Source organism: Brevibacterium oceani (assembly GCF_013623835.1).
GTDB lineage: Bacteria > Actinomycetota > Actinomycetes > Actinomycetales > Brevibacteriaceae > Brevibacterium > Brevibacterium oceani.
This window is the reverse complement of sequence record NZ_JABKDE010000002.1, coordinates 1-22,670: the sequence shown is the minus strand read 5'-3', so window position 1 is coordinate 22,670 and position 22,670 is coordinate 1. Positions and strand designations below refer to the sequence as shown.

19 protein-coding genes and 1 rRNA gene are annotated in these 22,670 nt (G+C 66.4%); 3 read left to right on the top strand and 17 right to left on the bottom strand.

Features of this window, described 5'->3' with window-relative positions; all coding sequences use genetic code 11:
* Positions 1 to 7: 7 nt before the first annotated feature.
* The 13 genes from pyrG to HK401_RS03335 all read right to left on the bottom strand — a co-directional run bounded on the left by pyrG (position 8) and on the right by HK401_RS03335 (position 14,750).
* A complete protein-coding gene (pyrG, locus tag HK401_RS03395) occupies positions 8 to 1,687 on the bottom strand; it encodes a CTP synthase (RefSeq protein WP_219921710.1) in 1,680 nt (559 codons plus the stop codon).
* A complete protein-coding gene (locus HK401_RS03390) occupies positions 1,684 to 2,832 on the bottom strand; it encodes a glycosyltransferase family protein (protein WP_181273296.1) in 1,149 nt (382 codons plus the stop codon). Before HK401_RS03390 ends, pyrG begins: the two co-directional genes overlap by 4 nt.
* 46 nt (positions 2,833 to 2,878) lie before the next feature.
* Entirely contained in the window at positions 2,879 to 4,093 is a 1,215-nt protein-coding gene (locus HK401_RS03385) for a glycosyltransferase family 4 protein (RefSeq protein WP_181273295.1), read from the bottom strand.
* Positions 4,090 to 5,925, bottom strand: coding sequence for a murein biosynthesis integral membrane protein MurJ (gene murJ, locus HK401_RS03380; RefSeq protein WP_181273294.1), 1,836 nt, complete (start codon positions 5,923 to 5,925; stop codon positions 4,090 to 4,092). Before murJ ends, HK401_RS03385 begins: the two co-directional genes overlap by 4 nt.
* Positions 5,922 to 6,788: a hypothetical protein gene (locus tag HK401_RS03375; RefSeq protein WP_181273293.1), complete on the bottom strand. Its 867-nt coding sequence runs from the start codon at positions 6,786 to 6,788 to the stop codon at positions 5,922 to 5,924. The genes murJ and HK401_RS03375 overlap by 4 nt, the downstream gene beginning before the upstream one ends.
* Positions 6,785 to 7,759 carry a copper transporter gene (locus tag HK401_RS03370; protein ID WP_181273292.1) on the bottom strand — a complete coding sequence of 325 codons (975 nt, stop codon included), beginning with the start codon at positions 7,757 to 7,759 and terminating at the stop codon, positions 6,785 to 6,787. The genes HK401_RS03375 and HK401_RS03370 overlap by 4 nt, the downstream gene beginning before the upstream one ends.
* Entirely contained in the window at positions 7,756 to 8,991 is a 1,236-nt protein-coding gene (steA, locus tag HK401_RS03365) for a putative cytokinetic ring protein SteA (RefSeq protein ID WP_181273291.1), read from the bottom strand. The genes HK401_RS03370 and steA overlap by 4 nt, the downstream gene beginning before the upstream one ends.
* A gap of 15 nt (positions 8,992 to 9,006) precedes the next feature.
* Positions 9,007 to 10,710: a DNA repair protein RecN gene (recN, locus tag HK401_RS03360; RefSeq protein WP_181273290.1), complete on the bottom strand. Its 1,704-nt coding sequence runs from the start codon at positions 10,708 to 10,710 to the stop codon at positions 9,007 to 9,009.
* Entirely contained in the window at positions 10,711 to 11,652 is a 942-nt protein-coding gene (locus HK401_RS03355) for an NAD kinase (protein WP_181273289.1), read from the bottom strand. It abuts the gene before it with no gap.
* On the bottom strand, positions 11,649 to 12,497 hold the full coding sequence (locus HK401_RS03350; protein ID WP_181273288.1) for a TlyA family RNA methyltransferase: 849 nt from the start codon (positions 12,495 to 12,497) through the stop codon (positions 11,649 to 11,651). The genes HK401_RS03355 and HK401_RS03350 overlap by 4 nt, the downstream gene beginning before the upstream one ends.
* Positions 12,494 to 12,709, bottom strand: coding sequence for a hypothetical protein (locus HK401_RS03345; RefSeq protein WP_181273287.1), 216 nt, complete (start codon positions 12,707 to 12,709; stop codon positions 12,494 to 12,496). Before HK401_RS03345 ends, HK401_RS03350 begins: the two co-directional genes overlap by 4 nt.
* Positions 12,706 to 13,701 (bottom strand): HAD-IIA family hydrolase, encoded by a 996-nt coding sequence (locus tag HK401_RS03340; protein ID WP_181273286.1) that lies wholly within the window; start codon positions 13,699 to 13,701, stop codon positions 12,706 to 12,708. The genes HK401_RS03345 and HK401_RS03340 overlap by 4 nt, the downstream gene beginning before the upstream one ends.
* Before the next feature lie 74 nt (positions 13,702 to 13,775).
* Positions 13,776 to 14,750, bottom strand: a complete 975-nt coding sequence (locus HK401_RS03335) for a hypothetical protein (RefSeq protein WP_258233986.1) — start codon at positions 14,748 to 14,750, stop codon at positions 13,776 to 13,778.
* Here HK401_RS03335 and HK401_RS03330 point away from each other — a divergent pair.
* The 3 genes from HK401_RS03330 (at position 14,682) to HK401_RS03320 (ending at position 19,166) form a co-directional block, all read left to right on the top strand.
* Positions 14,682 to 15,458: a hypothetical protein gene (locus tag HK401_RS03330; protein WP_181273285.1), complete on the top strand. Its 777-nt coding sequence runs from the start codon at positions 14,682 to 14,684 to the stop codon at positions 15,456 to 15,458. The genes HK401_RS03335 and HK401_RS03330 overlap by 69 nt on opposite strands.
* A 619-nt stretch (positions 15,459 to 16,077) precedes the next feature.
* Positions 16,078 to 17,556 carry an aldehyde dehydrogenase family protein gene (locus HK401_RS03325; RefSeq protein WP_181273284.1) on the top strand — a complete coding sequence of 493 codons (1,479 nt, stop codon included), beginning with the start codon at positions 16,078 to 16,080 and terminating at the stop codon, positions 17,554 to 17,556.
* 47 nt (positions 17,557 to 17,603) lie between these two features.
* Positions 17,604 to 19,166 carry a GMC family oxidoreductase gene (locus HK401_RS03320; protein ID WP_181273283.1) on the top strand — a complete coding sequence of 521 codons (1,563 nt, stop codon included), beginning with the start codon at positions 17,604 to 17,606 and terminating at the stop codon, positions 19,164 to 19,166.
* A 178-nt stretch (positions 19,167 to 19,344) separates the two neighbouring features.
* Here the strand turns inward: HK401_RS03320 and HK401_RS03315 are convergent, their stop codons facing one another.
* The 4 genes from HK401_RS03315 to rrf form a co-directional block, all read right to left on the bottom strand.
* Positions 19,345 to 19,926: a hypothetical protein gene (locus HK401_RS03315; protein WP_181273282.1), complete on the bottom strand. Its 582-nt coding sequence runs from the start codon at positions 19,924 to 19,926 to the stop codon at positions 19,345 to 19,347.
* Between the two features lie 298 nt (positions 19,927 to 20,224).
* The gene (locus tag HK401_RS03310; protein WP_181273281.1) at positions 20,225 to 22,015 is read right to left on the bottom strand and encodes a BCCT family transporter; all 1,791 of its coding nucleotides are present in this window, start codon (positions 22,013 to 22,015) and stop codon (positions 20,225 to 20,227) included.
* 63 nt (positions 22,016 to 22,078) lie between these two features.
* Complete coding sequence (locus HK401_RS03305; RefSeq protein WP_181273280.1) at positions 22,079 to 22,468, bottom strand: hypothetical protein; 390 nt, start codon at positions 22,466 to 22,468, stop codon at positions 22,079 to 22,081.
* Positions 22,469 to 22,553: 85 nt separating this feature from the next.
* Positions 22,554 to 22,670 (bottom strand): 5S ribosomal RNA (rrf, locus tag HK401_RS03300); the annotation flags it as partial.

Here is a 22,670-nt window from a genome sequence, read left to right as displayed (position 1 = left end):
TCAGGTGTCACTGACGCTTGAGCGCGGCGGCGACGAGCCCCGCGAACAACGGGTGCGGTGAGGTCGGACGCGACTTCAGCTCGGGGTGAGCCTGCGTCGAGACGTAGAACGGGTGCGTCTCCTGGTCCAGTTCGACGAACTCGACGAGCTCACCATTGGGCGAGGTGCCGGAGAAGGACAGCCCCGCCTCGGCGAGCTCATCGCGGTAGGCGTTGTTGACCTCGTAGCGGTGGCGGTGGCGTTCGCTGATCGTCGTATCGCCGTAGACTCCGGCGACGACGCTGCCTTCGGTCAGCTTCGCCTCGTAGGTGCCCAAGCGCATGGTGCCGCCGAGGTCGCCTTCGCCTTCGACGATGGAGAGCTGCTCGGCCATGGTCGCGATCACCGGGACGGTCGTCTCCGGGTCGAACTCGGAGGACGAGGCGTCCGCGATGCCGGCGACGTTGCGTGCATACTCGATGACCATGCACTGCAGGCCCAGGCACAGGCCGAGGGTCGGGATGTTGTGGGTGCGGGTGTATTCGAGGGCGCCGAGCTTGCCCTCGATGCCGCGGATGCCGAAGCCGCCGGGCACGCAGATCGCGTCGAGACCGGCCAGGGCCTTCTCCGCACCGGCGGGAGTGTCGCACTCATCGGACTGGATCCAGCGGACCTTGACCTTCGCGTCGTTGGCGAAGCCGCCGTGACGCAGTGCCTCGGTCACCGACAGGTAGGCATCGGGCAGGTCGATGTATTTGCCGACGATGCCGATCGTGACCTCGCGGGACGGGTTGTGCACGCGTTCGAGCACCCGGTCCCACTTCGTCCAGTCGACGTCGCGGAAGGGCAGGTTGAGGGAGCGGATGACGAACACGTCGAGGCCGCCGTCGTGGAGGACCTTCGGGATGTCGTAGATGCTCGGGGCGTCGACGCAGGAGACGACGGCGTCGGTCTCGACGTCGCAGGCGCCGGCGATCTTCGACCGGATCGAGTCCGGCAGTTCGCGGTCGGAGCGCAACACGATCGCATCGGGCTGGATGCCGATCGAGCGCAGTGTGGCCACCGAGTGCTGGGTCGGCTTCGTCTTCAGCTCTCCGGAGGGCCCGAGGTAGGGCACGAGGGAGACGTGGATGAAGAACACATTGTCCCGGCCGATGTCGTGGCGGACCTGGCGGGCCGCCTCGAGGAAGGGCTGGGATTCGATGTCGCCGACGGTGCCGCCGATCTCGGTGATGATGACGTCGGGACGGTCCGCCTCGGGGCGTTCGGCCTGCGTACGCATCCGCGCCTTGATCTCATCGGTGATGTGCGGGATGACCTGCACGGTGTCGCCGAGGTAGGCACCGCGGCGTTCCTTCGCGATGACCGAGGAGTAGACCTGACCGGTCGTGACGTTCGCGGCTCCGTCGAGGTCGTTGTCGAGGAAGCGCTCGTAGTGGCCGATGTCGAGGTCGGTCTCGGCGCCGTCCTCGGTGACGAAGACCTCACCGTGTTGGAAGGGATTCATCGTGCCGGGATCCACATTGAGGTAGGGATCCAGCTTCTGCATGGCGACCGTGAGGCCGCGCTGGGTGAGCAGGTGCCCGAGGCTCGAGGCCGTCAGTCCCTTGCCCAACGAAGAGGCGACGCCTCCCGTGACGAAGATGTGCTTTGCCGTATGTGTGCCGCCTGGGCCAGTTCGATTCACCACGGGATTTGATTCTATCAAAGTCCGGCCGACGAATCCGAGGCCGATTCGGCTTCCGCGTAGAGATCGAGCAGGGTCGTCGAGATCGCGGCCCCGTTGTTGACGTCGATGACCCGCTTCTTCGCGGCCACCGCGGAGGTGCCGCGTCCGGCCGGGTCGTCGAGAAGATGATTGATCTCACTCAGCAGTCCGTCCGTGTCGTCGGCGGCCACACCCTTCGCGGCCTCACCCCAGATGCCGGCGCGGCGTTCGCTGCCGATGAAGACGGCGGGCTTCGACAGCTGCATGAGGTCCTCATGCGAAAGCCCGGTCATCGTCTCGCTGGCGATGACGAGGTCAGCCGCGGCGGCCACATCGACGAGGTCGCCGGCCGGTGCGACGATGACGCCGCGGTCGGAGAACTCCCGCGCGATCGTCGACCGATCCTTGCCGGTGCCGGTGAGCACCGTGACGACCTTGCGGTCGGGGCGGCGCTGGTTGATCTGGTCGGCGGCGTCGAGGACGGTCGCCAGTGCCGTGTGGTCGCGCAGGGCGATGGGGCTGGCGATCATCCAGGTGCCCTCGCCGATGCCGAGTTCGCTGCGGACCTCGGCGCGTGGGGTGCGCACCGTGAGGTCGACGTCGATGTCGGGGTGGACGAGTTCGGCGCGTTCGACGATCGGCACCTTCCCGCCGAAGTAGTCGACGACGGGTTCGGTGGTGCCGAGCACTGCGGTGGCCGTGCGGCCGACGATTTCGGCCCCGGTCTTCTCGATGACGTTCGCGGAGTCGAAGGATTCGATCGTGGCGACGACCTTCGGGTGCAGGCGGGCGGGCAGTCCGGTGAAGGCGAGCCCGGCAAGGGTGGCCGCGTGCAGTCCGTGCGCGTGGACGACGTCGACGTGCTGGTAGTACTTGTGAAGAGTGAAGGCGGTGTTCGGGTCTGCCATCGTGAAGCGTCGGCGTGCCGCGAGTTCGATCTCTCGGAATTCGCCGGACAGTTCCTCGGGGACTCCGAACGTGCCGAGCAGTGACCGGTGGGCGGCGACGGCGACCTTGTACCCGGCCTTGAGATGACCGAGCACGGCGAGCTTCGCCACTTCGACGACCGGCCCCGAGGTTTCGGCGAGCACGTGCAGAATCCTCGTGTCTGCGCTCAGTGTTCTGACCTCGCCGGATTCGCTCATTTCCTCATCCTCTTCTTTCGTTCGACGCTCTCGTTCGACGCTGGTTCTAGCCTACCTGGGCGGGTCCGAGTTCCGTGTAAATGCCCACGAGTTCTTCGGCGACTTCTCGTTCATCGGGAAGCTCGGCTCCCCGTGCCACTGCGCGGCGGCCGAGTTCGGCTCGGCGGGCGGGGTCGACGGCGAGTTCGGCGACGGCTTCGGCAAGGGCCCGGTCGTCGTCGTCATCGACGACGATGCCCGCATCGCCGACGAGTTCGGGCGTGCCGCCGGTGGCGGTGGCGACGATCGCCTTGCCCGCTTTCAGTGCCTCCTGCAGCACGAGGGCGCGAGCCTCCCACACGCTCGTGAGCACGTAGACGTCGGCTGCCGCGGCGAGCGCGGCCACGTCGTCGCGGGCGCCGAGGAAGTGCAGGTCAGGGATCGCCGAGGCGGCGCTGAGCCGGTCGTATTGTGTGCGGACCTCGTTGAGCACCGATTCGTCGGCGGCGCCGGCGATGAGCACGACCACCGAGGCAGCCTGCGACCGTTCGTCGGACCGTCCGGTCGCGGGTATCGCCTCCCCTTCGCCGAGGCGGCCGAGAGCGCCGTCCCTCTCCCCGAGCCGGCCGAGGGCGCGGATGAGCATCGGGTAGTTCTTCTGCGGTGCCACGCGTCCGACGGCGAGGACGATGAGGGCTCCTTCGTCGAAGCCGAAGTCGGCGGCGAGCGTCGCACGGGTGGCGGCGGCCGCCGCGGCGGGGATCTGCTCGACCTGCGGGGCCGCGGCCGGCAGGAAACGGGCGTCGTTCGCACCCAGCTGTCGCGCCCGGTCGACGAGGTCGGTGCTCGCGCCGAGCACGAGGTCGGCGCCGCGGGCGAGCATCGTCTCCACCTGTGTTTCCACCTTGCCGCGCATGCCCTGCCCGCTGGCCTGGTTGTGCAGGCTGAGGACGAATCGGGGGCGGGTGCGCAGTGTGCGCACGGTCAGGAGGGTGATGAGCCCGGCGCGGAATCCGTGGGCGTGGACGATGTCGGGGGCGAAGCTGCGCAGCAGGGTGCGTTGGCGGCGGACGAGGGCGGCGTCGCCGACCCCGATGCCGGTGCCGAGTTCGAGGACGGCGAAGCGGACTCCCGGCAGCAGTGAGAACCCGAAGTGTTCGTCGGTGGCGGCGGGGCCGATGACGCCGATCTCGTGCCCGGCGGCGGTCAGCTCGCGGGCCAGGGCCCTGACATGGGTGCCGACTCCCCCGGTGGAGGTGCCGATGACGAAGACGATCCTCATGAGTCTTCCTCCCTGTCGTCTCGGGTGTGGGGGTTCTGGACGAAGTCTGTCCCGGGCTCTGTCACAGATTCTCTGCCGGTTCCTGTCCCGCGTTCCATGACGGTGCCTGTCCCCGGTTCAGCGACGGGGTGCTGCGCGATGTCTGTGCCCTCTTCGGTCACGGGGTTCTGTCCGCCGTCACCGCGGTTGCGGTCGGCGAGCAGCCCACGGATCTCTCCGAGGAAACCATGGTCGATGACGAGGACGATGGCTCCGAAGATCACGCAGCCGAGCAGCGCGGCGACGACTCCGGCGATGACCGCCGAGGATGCCGAATTGTCGAGCAGTCCGCCGAGCCACTGCGAGGTGACGATGCCGGCGGCACCAGCAACGCCGGCCGCGCCGAGAGCGAGCAGACCGCGCCGACCGACCCTGGCGATGCCAGTGGGGCCGAGCACGCGACGGATGGACACGAGCAGGAAGCCGCCGGCCACCGTCATCCCGAGCACGTAGCCGCAGCAGATGGCGACCAGCGTCAGGCCGGGGTCACCGTTGGCGTCAGTGATGAGGATGGCGAGGATCATGCCGACGATGACGAGGATCCACCCGGTGGTCGTGGCCACTGCAGAATGGCGTGAGCGCTCCACGGCGTAGAAGACGCGGGTGCCCCAGGCGACGAACGACCAACCGGGCACGGCCAGGGCCATGACCATGATGGCGCGGGCCATCGAGTCGAAGGGCACAGAGGCGACGTCCTTGGCCGCGTCGATCGCGGTGAAGAAGATCTGCAGGGGCCCGGCGGCAGAGAGCAGGATGACCGCCCCGAGTCCGCCGATGGTGAGAATCAGGGCGGTCGTCGTCGACGTCACGGCGCGCAGTCGAGTTCCTGCCTCGGCACGGTCATGCTCGGTCGCTTCTGGGTCGGTGGACCGCCCGACCCAGGTCGACAGGGTCGGGAACATCACGGTGGCCACCGGTACAGCGAGAACCGCATACGGCAGGAGGTAGACGGCGTTGATGTAGCTGAAGAGAACGAAGGTGCCTTTGCCGCCCGAATGATTCGACAGAGTCAGGGTGGCAAGCACCGCTGCCTGCTGTGCGAGCAGGGCCGCCATTCCGGCGCCGGCGAGACGAAGGGCACGGCGGCCGACTCCGGGAGGGAACGAGTAGGTGGGACGCAGCTTGAGGCCGGTCGTTGACATCGGCAGTGCCAAGGGCAGGGCCAGTGCGGCAACGCCGAGAGTGGTGCCCCAGCCCAGCCAGCCGAGGTGTGTCTGCCACGTATCATCATTGCCGCCGACGGCGCTGTAGGCGATATAGCAGCCGATGACGACGAGACTGGACAGCAGCGGGGCGAAGGCCGGCCAGAGGAACTTTCGGTGCGCTTGGAGTACACCCGTGAGCACTGCGCCGATGCCGTAGAGGACGAGCTGCGGGGAGAACATCAGCAGCAGCTGCGCGGTCGCGTGGAGCTCGGTATCGGTGGACTTCGCGTCGACGAGGAGGCTCGCGATGGGTTCGGCGAAGACCGCGAGCAGGATCGACAGGGGCAGGGTCACCGACACCGCCCAGGTCAGCAGTCCTGAGGCGATCCGTCCAGCAGTGTCCCGATCCGCGCGGGCCAGCGGGATCGCAAGCAGCGGGATGACAGCCCCAGCAAGGGCTCCACCTGCGACGACCTCGAAGAGGATGTTCGGGACCTGGTTCGCACTCTGGTAGGCGGTGCCGACGGTACCGGCGCCGACGGTCGGAGAGAACACCAACCAGCGGAGGAACCCGACGAGTCGGGTCAGCAGAGTGATGATCGAGACGAGCAGCGCCGTTGAGGCGAGGACTCGGACGAGCCTGCTCACACGCCCTCGCGGCCGAAGGAGTCGATCTCCCGCAGTCCGGGGGTCGACTCGATGACTGAGGTGAAGGAGACCTTCTCGCTGGCCAGGGTCAGCCCGGCGAGGACGGCGAGGACGATGCGGCGCTGTCCGGGGCTCGCGGTCTCGGCGAGGATCGTGCCGATCGCCGCACCCAAAGCGTTGGCACCGGTGTCGCCGAGCATGACCTCTCCGGCCAGGTCGTCCGGCCATGCGGCGGCGCTGGCGCCGGCGATCGCCGCACTCGGTGCCCAGGAGACCGCGTGGTCGTGATCGGTGAACGCCAGGGTGAGCGCTCCGGCCTTGAGCGCGCGGCCGGGGCGGAGGTCGAGTAGGTTGAAGAGGTTCGCCGATCCGGCGATCACTCCCCCGGTGACGACGATGTCGCAGGCTCTGGACACCCAGTTCGAATCATCCTGCCGAGACACGGCGAAGAGGCCGGTCTTGCGGGTTCCGGTGCGCAGGATCGCGGCGGCTGCGATCGAGGCCAGCGGGATGCCGGTGACCTTGAGGGCACCGGTCGTGATCTCGCCGCGGGCCAGAGCCGAGAGGTGCCCGCGCAGCCCTTTCGACGACCCGGATTCGAGGAAGTCGTCGACGGCGCCGAGGCTGCCTGCCGCAGCCGTGGCCAGCAGGGTGGCGACGCGCTGCCGCGGATCTTCGATGAGCAGTCCGCCGGCGAGCAGACCCGCGGTCACGGCAGGTCCTTCGATGAGTGAGACGTCGCGGCCGGCGTGATTGGTGCGCACGACCTCGGGGCGGGTGCGCAGACGCGACTTGAGCACGGCCGTGGTCGCGGCGTAGCCGGCGAGTCCGGCCACGGCTGAGCTGATGATCGAGCGGATCATTTGGCGTCTTTCTTCTCGGCGGTGGTCTTGCCCGGGAGGATCTCCTCGGCATCGTCGGCGAAGCCGAAGTGGCCGTGGGTGCCGTCCTCACCGGCGGCCAGAGCGCGGACGGTGATGACGGGTCCGGCGCCGAGGCCGAGGCCGTCGACGGTGCTGGCCCGGGACTTCTCCGTGCGGAGGATGTTGACGAGTCCGTTCTGCGCCGAGGCCGCATCGCCGGCGACGACGACCGAGGTGGAATCGGCGGTGAGCGCGGTGATGAAATCGGTGACGAGGCTGCGGGTGGCCTTGTCGCCGCTGGCCCTGGGGCTCGACTTCGTCTCCTCGGCCAGGGTCGAGTTCTCGTCGTCGACGACGATGAACAGCGAGGTCGTCTTGTGGTCGGTGTCGGTACGCAGCCGGTCGGCATCGACGAACGCGTCGTAGAGTTTCGTCGACGCCTTCTCTGCGGCCTCCCGATCCTCGTCGTCCTCGAGCATCGAGGCGTTTCCGGTCAGCGCGATGACGAGGGCGGCGCGGATCGCGGTCGAGTCGTCCTGCGGCAGGTCCGGGACGATGGTGCGCAGCTTTTCGAGGAAGTCGGTGGAGTCCTGGAGGCTGAGCGTGTTGTCGACGAAGGACACGTCTCCGGCGATGGTGCCGTCGGCTTCCTTGACCCGGTTGCTGACCTCTTCGACCTGTTCGGAGTCGGCGTCGGGGGCGGCGATGATGCTGACGTCCTGGTCCTTGAGCGCGCCCCCGATGAGTTCGGGTGCGGAAGCGGTGACGAAGTCGTTCTGCTTGTCGATGTTGCCCTTCGCAGCGTCGAGGTCGGTGCGCAGGTTGTCGCGGTCGGACCGCAGCGCGTCGACCTGGCTCTGCAGGGATTCGCCGATCGGTTCCTTCAGCGGTCCCGCACCGAGGACGATGCCGACGGCCAGGGCGAGGAACACCGAGACGAGGGAGACGAGGTGGTAGCGGAAGTCAATCACGGAATACGTCCTTGGATGAAGCCTGCGGATGCGGCGGCGGCCGCGGGATCCCCGCCGAACAGGGAGCCGATCCAGCCGAAGAAACCGTCGAGTTGGGCGCCGATGAGGCCGAGGAAGGTCTGACCCGCCGAGGTCGCGGTCATCGCCACGACGAGGGCGACGAGGCCGGCGACGATGAGCACGGCCAGCTGCAGGCTGGAGATGCGCTGCCGATAGAGCAGGGACACGCCTTTCGCGTCGATGAGCTTCGAGCCCACCCGCAGGCGGGTGATGAAGGTCGAGGCCATGCCCTTGCGTCCCTTGTCGAGGAACTCCATGACGGTGTCGTGGGTGCCGACGGCGACGATGAGTTCGGCGCCCTTGTCGTCGGCCAGCAGCATCGCGATGTCCTCGCTCGTGCCCGAGGCGGCGAAGGCCACACAGTCGACGCCGAGGGCATGGACTCTCTCGGTGCCCGGTGCGGTGCCGTCGCGGTAGGCGTGGACGACGATCTCGGCCCCTGAGGTCAGTGCGGTGTCGGACACGGAGTCCATGTCCCCGACGATCATATCCGGTTTGTAGCCGGCTTCGATGATGGCGTCGGCTCCGCCGTCGACACCGATGAGCAGCGGCCGGTATTCGCGGATATAGGAGGCCAGCATCGCCAGGTCCTCCTTGTAGTGGTAGCCGCGGACGACGATGAGCACGTGCCGGTCGGTGAAGGCGGTCTTCACCTCGGGGACGACGAGTTCGGCCGAGAGGAGGTCGGAGTCCTTGCGGATGTATTCGATCGTGTTGTCGATGAAGTCCACGAGCACGGAGTTCATGCCGGCTTCGGCAGCGTGCATATCCTCGGCGATGGTCTCGGGGTTCTGCAGGACGCCGGAGGCGATCTCCTTCCCCCCGAGGTGGACGATGTTGTCCTCGATGCTGATCTCTTCGCCTTCGTCGACGGCGTCGAAGATCTCGGCTCCGGCGGCGTCGATGAGGGGGATGCCGGCGTCGACGATGATGCCCGGGCCGAGGTTCGGGTAGCGTCCGGAGATCGATTTGTCGGCATTGATCACCGCGACGGGTCGGCAGGCGACGAGGGCTTCGGCGGAGATCCGGTCGATGTCGGCGTGTTTGATGACGGCGATGTCGCCGGGTTGGAGACGCTTGGTGAGGTCTTTCGTGCGTCGGTCGAGCCGGGCAGGAGCCGGACCGAACCGGTTGGTTGCGGTGAGGTTCTCGCGGTGTCTACGCACTTTCATGGTCCGCCCATTGTCTCATGCGCCTGTCGTCGCCTCCTCTTTGACCTGCCGTGCGGAGTCGAGGAGTTCCGCGGCATGGGCCCGCGCCGAGGCGGAGTCGTCCATGCCTGCCAGCATCCGGGAGAGTTCGGTGACGCGTTCGGCATCGGTCAGCTCCTGCACGCCCGAGCGCACGGTCTCCGCGTCATCGTCCTTGACGATGGTCACGTGCGTGTCGGCCCATGCGGCGACCTGCGGCAGGTGGGTGACGACGATGACCTGGGCATTGCGGGCGAGTTTCGCGAGCCTGCGGCCGATCTCGACGGCGGCCTTGCCGCCGACGCCGGCGTCGACCTCGTCGAAGACGTAGGTGGGGATGGATTCGCTGGCCGCGCGGACGACCTCGATGGCGAGCATGACGCGGGAGAGCTCACCGCCGCTGGCGATCTTGCCGATGTCGTCCGGTGTCGAGGATTCGTGGGCGGCGAAGGTCAGCCGCACCTCGTCGGCGCCGTGGCTGGTGGGTTCGCGTTCGGTGATCTCGAAGGCGACGGCGGCCTTCGGCATCGACAGGGCGGCCAGCTCTTCGCTCACGTCTTGAGAGAACTTCTGCGCCGTGGCCGTGCGGATCGTCGTCAGCGCCGAGGCGGCTTCGTCCATGGCGGCGCGCGCCTCAGTGAGTTCGGCGTCGAGTCCGTCGAGGTCGCGGTCTTCGGCCTCGAGCTCGGCCAGTTCGGCGGCCGAGCGGGATTCGAAGTCGAGGACCTCGGTGACGTCCTGACCATAAGGAGCAAGGGTGCCGAGCTCGGCGCGGCGGGCTTCGGTCTCTTCCAAGGAGGTCTCTCCGAGCTCGTCGAACCCGGAGAGGTAGGAGGAGAGTTCGGCCGCAGAGTCCGAGAGCCTGAGCACCGCGTCACCCAGTGCTTCGCGGATGGTGACGAGTTCCTTGTCGGAGCCTTCGACATCGGCGATGGCTGAGATCGCCTGGTGGACGAGGTCGACGGCGGCGCCGGCGTCGTCGACTTCCCCGCCCAGCAGCAGGTCATGGGCGGTGCCGACGGCGCGGGTGATCTCGGTTGCGGCGCCGAGCTTCGCCGACTGGGCGGCCAGGGTCTCGTCCTCACCGGGTTCGGGTCGGACGGCGTCGATGGCTTCGAGGCAGCCGCGCAGCCAGAGGATGCGTTCCCGGCGGGCGGCGGTGGAGTCCTTGATGCGCGCGACTCGGGTTTCGGTCTCCTTCCAGGACTCGTACGCGGCACGGTAACGGTCGGCCACCTCGGCGAGTTCCTGCCCTCCGGCGGCGTCGAGGAGCTGCCGCTGCTGGGCGGCGCCCTTGAGGCGCAGCTGTTCGGACTGGCCGTGGAGGGTGATGAGGTCGGAGGAGATGTCGGTGAGCACGGAGATCGGCACGGTGCGCCCGCCCGCGGTGGCTCGGGCACGGCCCTTGAGTGCGACGGTGCGGGAGATGATCGCTTCCTCGTCGGCGGAGCCGCCGGCCTCTTCGATGCGGTCGCGCACGGTGTCGGCCACAGAGGTGAAGATGCCCTCGACCTCGGCTTTCTCCGCGCCCTTGCGGACGACTCCGGAGCCGACCTTGCGGCCCATGAGCAGGGACAGGGCGGAGACGAACATGGTCTTTCCGGCGCCGGTCTCACCGGTGACGACGGTGAAGCCGGTGTCGAGTTCGACCTCGGCTTCGGCGATCACGCCGAGGTGGGAGATCCGCAGTTCGGAGATCATTCAGGCCTCCTTGATTGGTCCCCGCCAACCGGAGACGGGCAGGCGGAATTTTGCGACGAGTCGGTCGGTGAACGGTCCTGTGTGCAGGCGGGCGAGACGAATCGGCGAGGCCGATCGGGTGGCTTCGACGCGGGCGCCTGCGGGCAGTTCGAGGGCGCGGCGGCCGTCGCACCACAGGACCGCGGAGTGTTCGGGGTTGTTCGGTGAGATCTCGACGCCGAGGCGGGAGTTGGGGCTGACGACCAGGGGTTCGGCGAAGAGGGCGTGGGCGGAGATGGGCACGAGGAGGAGTGCTTCGACCTCGGGCCACACGATGGGTCCGCCGGCGGAGAAGGAGTACGCGGTGGAGCCGGTGGGGGTGGCGAGGATGACGCCGTCGCAGCCGAAGGAGGACACGGGGCGGGCGTCGACGCCGAGGACGACGTCGATCATCCGGGACTTCGAGGTCTTCTCGATCGTCGCTTCGTTGAGCGCCCAGGAGTTGAAGATGTTCTCGCCTTCGTGCCACACGGACACGTCGAGGGCGAGCCTTTCCTCGACGAGGTAGTCGCGTTGGGAGACACGGTGGACCGCCTCGGCGAGGTCTTCCCTCTCGCTTTCGGCGAGGAAGCCGACGTGGCCCAAGTTGACGCCCATGAGGGGGACGCCGGAGCCGTGGAAGCGTTCGGCTGCGCGCAGGATGGTGCCGTCACCGCCGAGGACGATGACGAGTTCGCAGCGGTCCCGCCACTCTGCCAGTTCGGAGTCGTCGATGATGGTGCAGTGGGTGAGGATGCCGTCGCCGCCGGTGGATTCGATCTGGCGGGTGCGGATGCCGACGATCTCGTCGGAGAGGACGACGGGGGTGACGCCGTCGTCGAGGAGAGCTTTGAATACGCTGACGGCGGCCACGGCCGACTCTTCGCGCTGCGGGTGCAGGAGCACCATGATGTGTCTGGTCACGACTCTCCTCTCATGATCGTCTCCAGGTGGGCGGGGATGGATGCTTCGTCGAGCCTATCGGACGTGACCGGGGTTCGGCCTGGGCGAACACGCAGGAAGTACTCTCTGTTTCCGCTGGGTCCCGGCAGCGGTGAGGGCGCGATGTCGGTCACGCGCGCGTCGTGTTCGCTCACAGCGTCGAGGACGGAATCGATCGCGCGGCGGCGGTTGGCCGGGCTGGTGACGACGCCGTGTTTGTCGAGTGAGGCGCGAGCGAGTTCGAACTGGGGTTTGACCATGAGCAGGAGTTGACCGTCGGATGCCGTGGCAGCCAGGAGCGGGCCGATGAGCAGACGCAGGGAGATGAACGAGACGTCGGCGACGACGAGGTCGACGGTGGGCACGTCGGAGGCGGCGAGGTCGCGGAGGTTGAGTCCTTCGCGGACATGCACGCGCGGGTCGTCACGGAGGATCGGGGCGAGTTGGTCATGGCCGACGTCGACGGCCCAGACTTCGCTGACTCCGTGACGGAGGAGGACCTGGGTGAACCCGCCGGTGGAGGCACCCGCATCGAGCGCGGTGAGCCCGGCGAGGGGGCCTGCTTCGGCTGGGCTGCCGGGGTCAGCCGTGCCATGAGCACCGAGGAGGTCGAAGGCGGCGAGGGCGCCGAGGAGTTTGTGGGCGCTGCGGGCGACCCAGGGGTCGGGTTCGGTGACGGTGATTTCGTCGGATTCGGCCACGTCGTGGGAGGACTTCGTGACGGTGCACCCATTGACATCGACGCGTCCGGCGGCGATCTCACGGGCGGCGCGGGAGCGAGAGGACAGGATCCCGCGTTCGACGAGTGCCCGGTCGAGCCTGCTCACAAGGAGCCGACCTGCGCGTCGAGGTCATCGAGCAGAGCGCCGAGGTGGTCGTGGCGCTGCGCGGCGGGCAGGGTCTTCGTCTCCTCGAGACGGGACCGCCAGGCTTCGACGGGCACCTCCCCGCTCACCGAGGCCGGCGTCGGTGCGGGTGACGAGGTGGGATGTGGTGCGGTCGAGGCGGGAGCAGACGTCGGGGCGGTTTCGTCGGTCACGTGTCCTCCTCGTATGCGTCGCCGGCAGTGCCGGCCGGGGCAGTGCCGGGTTCGGAGTCGACCGGTCCGGCGATGGTCCGCGGCAGGCGTCCTTCGGCCAGGATCGCCTCGGCGTCGGTGGTTCCGGCGTCGATGGCGTCCCAGGCTCGGCCCAGTTCTGCTTCGATGCGTGGGCAGTCCCCGCGGTCGCCGGCGGTGATGAGGCCGGGCAGGCTGCGCAGGTTCGGCAGGATGAAGGTCGGGCGGCGTTCGGGCTCGGCGCGCAGTGCATCGTGGATGTCGTGGATGCCGGTGAGCACGAGCGCGGTGTCGATGCCCGCCGCATTGCCGCCTTCGATGTCCGTGTTGAGGCGGTCGCCGACCATGAGCGGGCGGCGGGCGCCGAGGCGGTCGGCTGCGAATTCCATCATGTGCGGGGCGGGCTTGCCGACGATGACCGGTTCGGTGTCGGTGAGCCGGGCCATGAGTTCGACGAACGCTCCGTTGCCGGGGACCTTGCCGGTGACGGTCAGCAGTGAGTAGTCGGGGTTGCTGGCCCACCATTCGGCGCCGGAGCGGATGATCTCGCAGGCGCGCACGATCGTGTCGTAATCGATGTGGGGGTCGAGCCCCTGGGCGACGGCGACGGGGTTCGCGTCGGCCGAGTCCGTGATCTCGAGGCCGGCGGCGTCGAGCGCGGTGCGCAGTCCGGTGGTTCCGATCAGGTGGATGCGGGCACCTTTGCCGAAGCGCTCGGCGAGGCGTTCAGCAAGCACCTGCGCCGAGGTGGTGACCTCGTCAGTCGACGTGTCGATCCCGATCCGGCTGATGTGGTCGGCGACCGTTTCCGGGGTGCGGGTGGCGTTGTTCGTCACGTAGTTGACGGGGATCGCATGGTCGTGAAGCCAGTTGATGCCGTCCACGGCGCCGTAGATCGCTCGAGGGCCGTGGTAGACGACCCCGTCGAGGTCGAACAGGACACAGTCGATGGGTGTGTCCGAGGGCTCGGTCATGCTCGAAGCCTCGGACGCATCCACGGGCTCGGATGTGGAACCGTCGGAGTTCTGTGCCTGTTCGACCGTGACTGTCACTGCTCTTCGTCGGCCTCCGGGGTCGAGGCGTCCTCAGCGTCAGCGTCAGCATCGGCGACGCTTTCGCTGTCGGCTTCTGCGTCGGCGAGGATCTCGTCGAGTTCGGCTTCGATCTCGTCGTCGGTGACCTTGACCGACTTGAGTTCTTTGGCCGAGATGTGCGTCTTCGAAGCGGCGGGAGCTGCAGCCGCGGCCTCGGCGACGGAGTCGGTCTCGGATTCAGCGTCGGCAACCTCAGCAGCGGCAGGCTCACCAGTCACTTCTGCGTCAGCTGCCACAACAGCTGCCTCGGTATCAGTCGACTCGCCGGCATTCTCGGCGGATTCTGCGTTCGCACTGTCTGCGGATTCGTCGTCCGAGGCTTCCGGCTCGTCTTCGATCTCCTCAACGGTCTCGATGAGGACTCCGGCATTCGGGTCGGGTTCCTCGTCGCCGAAGAGGGTGCCGGTCGCCTTGGCGGTGCGACGGGAGAGCTCTTCGTACTTGTCGGCGAGTTCGGGTTCGCCGTCGATGCGCAGGACCTCGGCGTAGGCGGCCATGAGTCGGACGAGTGCGCCGCTGGGCTTCTGCGTGAAGTCCTCGGCCTCGATGAGTCGGCGGGCTCCGGCGATGTCCTCGAGGTCGGACTTCGCGCCGGCCGCGACGATGACGAGCTCGGTGCGAGTGTCATTGTCGAGCTCGAGTTCGTCCGAGGCCTTCAGCAGCTCGAGTGCCTTCTCCGGCTTGCCACGGCCGCGTTCGGCGTCCGCGATGAGCGCGATGTTGTCGTTCGATCCGGAGATCCGACGGTGCGTGCGCAGCTCGCGCACGGCTTCGTCGTACTGCTCGACGTAGTACGCGGCGATGCCGAGGGCTTCGCGGACGACGGCGACACGGCCGGCGCGGGCCATCGCAGCTTTCGCATGCTCGTGCGCACGTTCCGGGTCGAGGTCGAGCAGACCACCGGCGGCGACGAGGTGCTTGGCGACCATCGTCGCGTTCTCCTTGTCGAGGGAACGCAGCTGCCCGAAGATCTCCTTGTCGAGCTCGCGGCCGGTGATGTCTTCGGGGATCTCGGGTTCCTGGATGCGCGGTCGCCGGGCACGCTGTTCGCGTGCATAGTCGCCGGTGTCGGTCTTGCGCGATGCGCGGCGATCGTTGTCGTTGCGACCGTATCCCCCGCGACCGCGTCCTCCGCGGTCGTCGCGGTTGCCTCGGCGGTCGTCGCGGTTGCCCTGGTAGCCGCCACGGCGGTCGTCGTCGTTGCGACGGTTCCCTTGGTAGCCCCCGCGACGATCGTCGTCACGACGGTTGCCCTGGTATCCACCACGACGATCATCATCGTTGCGACGATCCCGGTTGAAGCCCCCGCGACGGTCGTCGTCGCGACGATTTCCTTGGTAGCCGCCCCGACGCTCATCGTCATTGCGGCGGTTCTGCCCGTAACCGCCTCGGCGATCATCATCACGACGGTTGCCCTGGTATCCACCGCGACGGTCATCGTCGTTCCGGCGGTTCCCCTGGTAGCCACCGCGGCGATCGTCGTCGCGGCGATTTCCTTGGTAGCCGCCCCGACGGTCGTCGTCGTTCCGGCGGTTTCCCTGGTAGCCGCCTCGGCGATCGTCACGGCGGTCGGACTGACGTGGCCCGCGGCCGCCCCGGTCATCCGGTCGGCGGTTGCGATTATTGTCGCGATCTGAGCGGCGACCGCCATCTGCGCGGCGGTTGTCCTGGCTGTCTCGCGAATCCCCTTGGGCCACGATTCTCCCTATGAAGTCTTTTCGATGATTCCGGTCCATTCTAGTGCACTCACAGCCTCATCGCCCTGTGGGCGGGGACACGTCGCTGGGTGCGTTCACGGGCGCCCGCAAGCGAATCGCCGCCCAGGTCACCGCCGTGCCCCTCTGTTAGAATCGAGGCGAATCCAGTCGACAGGCCAACAGAATTCGTATCGGTTCGGCGGCAGCGGCAGAACGCGCCGCCTCAGGCACCAGGGGATGAATGAAATCTGACGTGGAAGAGATGCGTGCGGATGACGGATGTCTCCGCACTTCCACGAGCAGAATCTCCGCAGCACCGACCGACTCAACCACGCTCTCCGGCCTCAGCGATCCGACCGGCCTCACCACCACGACCAACCTCACATGCGACGGCGACTGTGACCAGTGTCATCGGATTGCGCATTCGCCCCCTCACTTCGCCTATCGTGGTGCCCGACAACGTCGGTTTCGGCACTGTCGCGCCAGGTCAGCGGCGCTCTCGCACCTGTAGATCCCCGATCGTTCACCAGCCATCAGCCAGCTAGGAAAAGGAGATATCGTGCCCAACACTCTCTATATCGACGGAAAGTGGGTGTCTGCTGTCAACGGCGGAACCCGCACGATCAGCAATCCGGCCGACGGCAGCTTAGTCGCCGAGGTGGACGAGGCCAGCCCGGCCGATACCGAACTGGCGATCAAGGCCGCCCGCCGCGCCTTCGACTCCGGCGTGTGGTCATCCGTGCCCACCAGCGAACGCGGCGACCTGCTGCTGAAGTTCGCCGCCACCCTGCGTGAGCGCAAGGACGAATTCGCCAACGCCGAGTCCCTGGACACAGGCAAGCGCTTCGTCGAATCGCAGATCGACATGGACGACATCGCGAACTGCTTCGACTACTTCGGCAAGCTCGCTGCCAACGACGCCGGTCGCGTCGTCGACGCCGGCACCGACACCGTGGCCTCGCGGATCGTGCACGAGCCCGTCGGCGTGTGCGCACTCATCACCCCGTGGAACTACCCGTTGCTGCAGGCCGCGTGGAAGATCGCTCCGGCCCTGGCCGCCGGAAACACGTTCATCCTCAAGCCGGCCGAGCTCACCCCGCACACCGCGATCCTCACGATGCAGGTCCTCGAGGAGCTCGGTCTGCCGGCGGGTGTCGGCAACCTCATCCTCGGTGCGGGCGCCGACGCGGGTGCTCCCCTGTCCACGCACGAAGACATCGACATGGTCTCCTTCACCGGCGGTCTGGTCACCGGTCGCCTGCTGGCGAAGAACGCTGCGGCGACTATCAAGAAGATCGCTCTCGAGCTGGGGGGGAAGAACCCCAACGTCGTCTTCGCCGACGCCGACTTCGACGCAGCTCTGGACAACGCGCTCAACGCCGCGTTCGTCCACTCCGGCCAGGTGTGCTCGGCCGGTGCCCGACTCATCGTCGAGGAATCCATCGCCGAGGAGTTCGTCGACCGCCTCGTCGAGCGTGCCCAGCAGATCCGCCTCGGTGGACCCTTCGATGAGGCCGCCGAGTCCGGTCCGCTGATCTCGAAGGCTCACCGTGAGAAGGTCGCTGCCTACGTCGAGAAGGGTGTCGCCGAAGGCGCCCGCCTGCGCTGCGGCGGAAAGTTCGGCGAGGGTGAACTGGAGAAGGGCTACTACTATCTGCCGACCGTGCTCGATCAGGTCAAGCGCGGCATGTCCGTCGTCTCCGACGAAGCATTCGGTCCCGTCGTCACCGTCGAGACGTTCTCCACCGTCGACGAGGCGGTCGAGATCGCCAACGACACCTACTACGGACTCGCCGGTGCCGTGTGGAGCCAAGACGCCGGCAAGACCCAGCTGGTCGCCCAGCGCCTGCGCCACGGCACGATCTGGATCAACGACTTCCACCCCTACCTGCCGCAGGCGGAATGGGGCGGCTACAAGCAGTCCGGTTTCGGTCGCGAACTCGGCCCCACGGGCCTGGCCGAATACCAGGAAGCCAAGCACATCTACCACAACCTCGAACCCGCCGTCACCGGATGGTTCCCCGACCACACCAAGTGAGCCCGGAACCCCGGAACACGCACATCGAGAACTAAGGAGATCAGATAGTGAAGACCACTCACAGCTTTGACTACGTTGTCGTGGGCGGCGGCTCCGCCGGAGCCGCGGTCGCCGCGCGCCTGAGCGAGGACCCTGAGGTCACCGTCGGCCTGCTCGAGGCCGGCCCGACCGATGTCGACGAGGACGTCATCCTGCGCCTCAACCGCTGGATGGAACTCCTCGAATCCGGTTTCGACTGGGACTACCCGATCGAAGAGCAGGAGAACGGCAACTCGTACATGCGTCATGCGCGTGCGAAGGTGCTCGGCGGCTGTTCCTCCCACAACTCGTGCATCGCCTTCTGGGCCCCACGCGAGGACCTCGATGACTGGGAGAACAAATTCGGCGCGACCGGCTGGGGATCGAAGGACACCTTCGGCCTGTACAAGAAGCTCGAGAACAACGAACTGCCCGGAGACCACCACGGCCATGACGGTCCGGTCAGCCTGATGAACGTGCCGCCGGTCGATCCATGCGGCGTCGCCCTCCTCGACGCCTGTGAGCAGGCAGGCATCCCGCGGGTGCAGTTCAACGAGGGTGAGACCATCATCAACGGGGCGAACTTCTTCCAGGTCAACCGCAAGGCGGACGGTACCCGCTCGTCGTCCTCGGTGTCCTACCTGCACCCGATCCTCGACCGTGAGAACCTCACCATCCTCACCGACACTCAAGCCAAGGAGCTCGAGTTCGATGAGAACGACAACTGCACCGCCGTGCACGTGGTCAACAACGCCTTCGGCAAGACCAACCGGATCGAAGCCAAGCGCGAGGTCATCGTCTCCGCCGGCGCGATCAACACCCCGCAGCTGCTCATGCTCTCCGGCATCGGCCCGAAGGACCACCTCGCCGAGGTGGGCATCGAGGCTCGTGTGGATTCGCCGGGAGTCGGTGAGCACCTCGGTGACCATCCGGAGGGTGTCATCTCGTGGGAGGCGAAGAAGCCGATGGTCGAGGATTCGACCCAGTGGTGGGAGATCGGCATCTTCTCCCCCACCGAGGAAGGTCTCGATCGTCCGGATCTGATGTTCCACTACGGTTCGGTGCCCTTCGACATGCACACTCTGCGTCAGGGATACCCGACTGCGGAGAACACGTTCTGCCTGACCCCGAATGTCACGCATGCGAAGTCGCGCGGCACGGTGCGTCTGCGGTCGAAGGACTTCCGGGACAAGCCGAAGGTCGATCCCCGCTATTTCACCGATCCCGAGGGTCACGACATGCGCGTCATGGTCGCCGGCATCAAGAAGGCGCGTGAGATCGTGTCGCAGGACGCCATGTCCGAGTGGGCCGGCGAGGAGCTGTTCCCGGGCAAGGATGTGCAGACCGACGAGCAGATCGCCGATTACATCAGCCGCACCCACAACACCGTCTACCACCCGGTCGGTACGACGCGGATGGGTGCCCCCGATGACGAGATGTCGCCGCTGGATCCGCAGCTGCGGGTCAAGGGCGTGAACCGTCTGCGCGTCGTCGATGCCTCAGCGATGCCGGAGATCACCACCGTCAACCCGAACATCACCGTGATGATGATGGGCGAGAAGTGCGCGGAGATGATCAAGTCCGGTCAGTGACCGATCGATGATCGGTTCTCCCCCGCCGAGGTGGCTGAGCCGGTCATGACGAAGCTGAGCTGATCACGACGAAGGGGCCCCGCTGCGTATTGCAGTGGCCCCTTCGTCGTGTTCGAAGTCGTCGTCCCCAGCCGGATTCAGCTGAGGACGACACCCCGGTTCAGAGTGTCAGCGGCGGTCAGTGTTTCGGCTCGGAACCGTCGCTGTCGGGAGGACGGACGTCACCCCGCCGCAGTGACTCCGCATCGATGTCCTGTTCGGACACGTAGCGACCATCATCGGCAGCACCGCGTTCGGGCCCGGGGACAGGACGATCGGCATTCGCAGCCGCGTTGCCCTCAGCTCGCTGGTCACTCTCGCGGCCCGGGGCCTGCTGCGGTCCAGAGTCCGGATCGAGATCATCAGCACGTTCCAGACGACGTTCGTGAGCCAGGCGTTCCTCCTGCACTGCCTGTTCACGCTTCTCTGCTTCGGAGTCGAGCTGTGCTGCCGCAGCCGCCTGCCGATCAGCTTCGGCTGCGCGAGCGTCGGCGTTGGCTTTCGCCATCTTGGCCTCCGCCCGCTGCTTCTCTACCTCTGCTTCATGGGCACGGACTTCGGGCTCGTTTTCAGCAGCCTGCTGACGCAGCTGGGCCGCTTCTTCCCGTTGCCGTTCGCGCTTCTTCGCTGCGGCCTTCCGGCTGACGGCAATGATGATTCCTACGACTATCAGGACGACGACGATGGCGACGACGATCCAGATGATGGTTGATGCGTTCATGCGTTCTCTCCCTCGGTATGTATTCGGAAGTCGCTATTCATTTGCATCTGACCTTGCAGACAACTTCATCGTTGCACGCGGTGAGGAGTTCGACAAGCATTCAGGAACGGGAAACTGGAAAACGCTGAATCCCAACGAACGATGTTTAGCCGGTAAACGCTGACGTTGTTCACAGACGGATCTCGTCGGCCGAGAGCTGCACAGCCGGTCACGAAGCACGCTCGTGCGGCCGCGCACCGAGGCGACAGGGGCCGGAGCATGATTGCTCCGGCCCCTGCGTCATATTCGGTTCCTTACGTCATCCGGCATCGTCGTCCCGGGTCGCGGTTCGGCTGCCCGTCCGACTGGCCAGAGTCCCTTCTCGTCGTCCCTTGTGACGAGACGTCTCGACGTACGGGTCGCGGAACTTCGGCGCGGGTTCGACCGCTTCGGGTCTGGTGACGACGTCTTCGTCACCGTCGTATTCGTGGCTGAATTCGTCATCGTCGCCGTCGCGGCGTTCGACCTCTTCGGGCGGGAGGACCTTCTTCCACCGCCGCATACGCACTCGAGGCAGCGCACCGGCGTCCTCGCGCAGGGCACGCATGAGGGCGTAGATCTGGAAGTAGGCGATGATGAAGAACGGCAGACCGACGAGGATGATCGTCGACTGCAGAGCTTCGAGTCCGCCTGAGCCGGAGAACACGAGCAGAGCGGCGGTGACCACGGCGATGGCTGCGGCCCAGAAAATCCGCTGCGGAAGCGGGTTGAAGTCTTCGTGGCCGTTGTTCATCGTGTCGACGACCAGCGCAGCCGAGTCGACCGAGGTGACGAAGAAGATGACCACGAGGATGATGGCGATGACCGAGATCGGTGCCGCCAGCGGGTAGTGGTCGAGGAACGCGAACAGCGCACCCGGGATGTCTCCCTGATCGACGACCCGATCGACGAGTCCGCCGCCCTGGTTGAGTTCGATGTCGAAGGACGCATAGCCGAAGATGCCGAACCACAGAACCGAGAATGCCGAGGGGATGGCGAGGACACCGATGACGAACTGGCGAATGGTTCGTCCGCGGGAGATGCGGGCGATGAAGATGCCGACGAAGGGCGACCAGGTGATCGTCCATGCCCAGTAGAAGACCGTCCACGTGTTCTGCCAACCGGTATCGGCGAATGTGTCATTCCACAGCGCGAGTTCCGGCAGCTGTTGGATATAGGTGCCGAGGGACTCGAAGACTCCTTTGGCCATGAATAGGGTCGGCCCGAACACGACGATGAAGATGAGCAGCAGAACGGCCATGACGATGTTGAGGTTCGACAGGACCTTGATGCCTTTGTCGAGGCCGAGCGACACGGAGATCGTCGCGAGTCCGCAGACGACGCCGATGATGATGAGCTGCCAGAGGGCGTTCTCCGGAATCCCGATGACCTGAGCCAGTCCCCCGTTGATCTGGAGAGTTCCGAGCCCGATCGAGACCGCGATGCCGAAGACGGTGCCGATGATGGCGACGACGTCGATGGTCTTGCCGATCGGGCCGTGGATCTTCTCGCCGAGGATGGGCTGGAAGATCGAGCTCACCCGCGGCGGCAGATTGCGCTTGTGGATGAAGTACGCAAAGCACAGAGCGGGCAGCGTGAAGATCGTCCACGTGTGCAGCGTGAAGTGGTAATAGGTGAAGTTCATGGCATCGACCGCGGCGGCTGGTGTGCCCGCTTCGATGCCCAACGAGGCGCGCGGTGGGTCGCCGAAGTGACTGACGGGTTCGGCCACGCCCCAGAACATGAGGATCGAGCCGATGCCGGCGGCGAAGAGCATCGCGAACCAGGCCCCGTTGGAGTGTTCGGGCGGTTCGTCATCGGGGCCGAGCTTCGCTCGTCCGTAGCGGGAGGCGGCGATGTAGATGAGGAAGCCCAGGAAGACGGTGACGCCGAGGATGTAGAACCAGCCGAGGTTCGTCAACAGCCAGTCGGAGGCGACGGAGACACCGGCGTCGAGCTGGTCGGTGAAGAAGATCGTGCCGAGGACGAAGATGATGATCACTGCGGCCGAGGAAAAGAAGATGGCCGGGTTCGTGCGAAGCCTCAACGCATCATGAAGCTTGTCGATCATGGTCAGGTCCTTCCATAGTGATGTGGCCCCCACACTACAGAAATCATGTCGACCACACACGCTTCAGATGGGATCGCCTCGCACCATCGATTCCATGACGATCCATTTGGCAAGGGCCTCGGGATCGACGGTGAGCATGTGAGGCAGCCGCAGCGTCCGCCGGCGACCGGGGCTGTCGGCGCTGCGGATGCTCACGTCGATGTAGGAACTCACGTTGACTTTGGTGAGGTGAACTTCGAGGATGCGAGCCCATGGGACGACCGTGTCGGGGAAATCGTGAGTATCGGCCCAGAGTCCGTGGTCACTGATGATGACCTGCGGGCCTGCCGATTCGGATCGACGCAGTCGCAGTGCCGTGCCGGCAGAGCGGAGGAACTGTTTGGTCCGTCCGAAGCGGATCTCTACACGGCCGTGCTGTGCGAGTTCGTTCTGCAGGGTCTCAATAGTTGTCATGGTTTCCGTTCGTGAATATCAGAAAGGGGCTCCATCCGAACCGGTTTTCACCAGTCAGGATGGAGCCCCTTTCCTGCAAAGAATATTGCGGCAGTCACCTACTCTCCCACAACCACCAAGTTGCAGTACCATCAGCGCGAATGGGCTTAGCTACCGGGATCGGAACGGTTAACCGGGCGTTTCCCCACCACTATCACCACCG

What these genes read in the sequence shown, in the direction of transcription:
- HK401_RS03305 (WP_181273280.1), bottom strand. Translation starts at nt 22,468, where the DNA reads ATGACAACTATTGAGACCCTGCAGAACGAACTCGCACAGCACGGCCGT.
- HK401_RS03335 (WP_258233986.1), bottom strand. Translation starts at nt 14,750, where the DNA reads ATGGTCGCCAAGCACCTCGTCGCCGCCGGTGGTCTGCTCGACCTCGAC.
- recN (WP_181273290.1), bottom strand. Translation starts at nt 10,710, where the DNA reads ATGATCTCCGAACTGCGGATCTCCCACCTCGGCGTGATCGCCGAAGCC.
- HK401_RS03315 (WP_181273282.1), bottom strand. Translation starts at nt 19,926, where the DNA reads ATGAACGCATCAACCATCATCTGGATCGTCGTCGCCATCGTCGTCGTC.
- steA (WP_181273291.1), bottom strand. Translation starts at nt 8,991, where the DNA reads ATGAAAGTGCGTAGACACCGCGAGAACCTCACCGCAACCAACCGGTTC.
- HK401_RS03385 (WP_181273295.1), bottom strand. Translation starts at nt 4,093, where the DNA reads ATGAGGATCGTCTTCGTCATCGGCACCTCCACCGGGGGAGTCGGCACC.
- HK401_RS03330 (WP_181273285.1), top strand. Translation starts at nt 14,682, where the DNA reads ATGCTCGTGCGCACGTTCCGGGTCGAGGTCGAGCAGACCACCGGCGGC.
- HK401_RS03390 (WP_181273296.1), bottom strand. Translation starts at nt 2,832, where the DNA reads ATGAGCGAATCCGGCGAGGTCAGAACACTGAGCGCAGACACGAGGATT.
- HK401_RS03375 (WP_181273293.1), bottom strand. Translation starts at nt 6,788, where the DNA reads ATGATCCGCTCGATCATCAGCTCAGCCGTGGCCGGACTCGCCGGCTAC.
- HK401_RS03340 (WP_181273286.1), bottom strand. Translation starts at nt 13,701, where the DNA reads ATGACCGAGCCCTCGGACACACCCATCGACTGTGTCCTGTTCGACCTC.
- HK401_RS03310 (WP_181273281.1), bottom strand. Translation starts at nt 22,015, where the DNA reads ATGATCGACAAGCTTCATGATGCGTTGAGGCTTCGCACGAACCCGGCC.